The 2,067-nt window shown below is 56.7% G+C and carries 2 protein-coding genes; one reads left to right on the top strand and one right to left on the bottom strand.

Features of this window, described 5'->3' with window-relative positions; genetic code table 11:
* Positions 1–655, bottom strand: a 655-nt coding sequence (locus L691_RS0111620) for an aminotransferase class I/II-fold pyridoxal phosphate-dependent enzyme (protein ID WP_025690691.1), incomplete at its 3' end; no start/stop codon positions are given.
* A gap of 86 nt (positions 656–741) precedes the next feature.
* Between L691_RS0111620 and L691_RS0111615 the strand changes: the two genes are divergently transcribed.
* The gene (locus L691_RS0111615; protein WP_025690690.1) at positions 742–2,025 is read left to right on the top strand and encodes an MFS transporter; all 1,284 of its coding nucleotides are present in this window, start codon (positions 742–744) and stop codon (positions 2,023–2,025) included.
* Positions 2,026–2,067 lie beyond the last annotated feature (42 nt).

The raw sequence follows: 2,067 nt of genomic DNA, 5'->3' as shown, positions 1-2,067 counted from the left end.
TTCCCCCCCCCGCCTGCATTGCCGACATCGGCAGCTCCTCGTGGAAATGGATCAGAACGCCGTGAGCCTCGTCTACCAGAACGGGAACGCCGTAGCTGTGGGCAAGCTCTACAATCGAGCGAAGATCGGCGCATACCCCGAAGTAAGTCGGGTTAATGACGAGCACCCCTTTGGCGTCCGGATGACGCTGCAGGGCGCGTTTAAGAGAACTGGTCGTAATGCCGTGGTCGATGCCAAGGTTCTCATCCTGCACGGGGGATACGAAGATTGGCTTGGCTCCCGAGAAGATGATGGCGGACATGACCGATTTGTGAACGTTGCGGGGGACGATAATCTTCTCCCCGGGAGAGCAGACCGACAGAATCATCGTCATGATGGCTCCGCTTGTGCCTTGAACGCTGAAATAAGTATAATCCGCTCCGAACGCTTCCGCCGCCAGGTTCTGCGCCTGGGCGATAACGCCTTTGGGCTGGTGTAGGTCGTCGAGCGGTGCAATATTGATCAGATCTATGGAAAAGGCGTTATCACCGATGAATTCCCTGAACTCGGGATCGGTTCCGGCCCCTTTTTTATGACCGGGAATATGAAATTGCACCGGATTTCCGGCAGCGTGCTTTTTTAGAGCCGTGAAGAGAGGGGTAAACGATTGATCCATTAATACTCCCACAACCTTTCTACAAGTAAAGTCGCAAACAAATGAAGTATAACAAAACCATGATCATAATACTAGGATGTGATTTAATGCCCTCCAAAACGGAGCAGCGGATGCATATCAATCTGGTATCGCCGTTTATTATCGAGATGTGGATTATCATTTTTTTGGTTGAATTTGTGAAGGGGTCGCTGCTTGTCGCGCTGCTGCCCGTCTATATGGAGAATATACTCGGGCTGTCTGTCACGGTGGTTGGTCTGGCCTTTGCGCTGCAATATTTGGGCGATAATCTGTTCCGCAGTTTTTCGGGATGGGTCATGGAACGGATCGGGTACCGCTGGACGATGACCGGAGCGCTGATATTGATTACGGTGGCCGTCATCCTGATTATTATTGCCACAGACGCGGTCTCTCTGTCACTGGCCTGCCTGGTCTTAGGGATGGGCACGTCCCCGCTCTGGCCTTGCGTGATGACCGGCGTGACGGAACTGGCCGGCTCCACCAAAAGCGGAAGCAGCGGCGCGGCCATGGGGGCTGTGGAGATGGCTTCCATGGCCGGGACGGGCATCGGGCCGATCACGGTCAACTTCCTGATGGAGCATGGCCATCAGAGCTACCGCGCCGTATTCTTCGTGCTGCTGGCCTTTGCCGTGACGGTGGTCGCTGTCGCCCTGCTGCTGCCTGCCCGGATTACCCACGGGTTCCATGCCGTCAGCCATGGCGGGGAGGAGCCGGGGACGGCTCATCCGAAGCTGACTCCGCTAAAAAGGCTGCAGCGAAAGCTGCTTCAGGTGAGACAGTCGCTGAAGGTCAGCCGTCTGCTGTACCCAGCGCTGTTCCTGCAGGCATTCGCAATCGGGCTGATGACGCCGGTCGTTACCCTGTTTGCCCGGACGGAGCTGAACCTGACGCCGTCCCAGTTCAATCTTCTGTTGATTGCCGGCGGCGGCATTACCGTGCTGGCTCTAATTCCGGCGGGCAGGCTGGTGGACCGGATCGGCACGAAGACTTTTCTCAGTGTCGGCTTCCTGCTTGCAGCGGTTTCGCTCGCGGCTTTCTCCTTGGTACGCTGGCTTCCGCTTGTATTTGTCATAGTCCCCCTGGTCGGAGTCAGCTATGCGTTTATTTTGCCGGCCTGGAACGCCTTTCTTGCCAAGCAGGTGCCCAAAGGCGAGCGCGGTACGGTATGGGGGTTGTTTCTCACCTTACAGGGCTCCGGGATGGTAGCGGGTCCCATTGTTTCCGGCAAGCTGTGGGATACGGTCAGCCATGGCGCTCCCTTTGTGGCGAGCGCGTGCGCCATGGTGCTGCTGTTCGTCCTGCATTTAACCATCGTGCACCGCACAAAGCTGAGAACCGGGGAGTCGCATTAGGCGTTTACCCGGACACAACAAAACCGCCCGTTCTCCTGATTC

Origin of the sequence: Paenibacillus zanthoxyli JH29 (assembly GCF_000520715.1) — a bacterium.
Classification (GTDB): domain Bacteria; phylum Bacillota; class Bacilli; order Paenibacillales; family Paenibacillaceae; genus Paenibacillus_AQ; species Paenibacillus_AQ zanthoxyli.
This window is presented reverse-complemented; position numbering and strand designations above follow the sequence as displayed.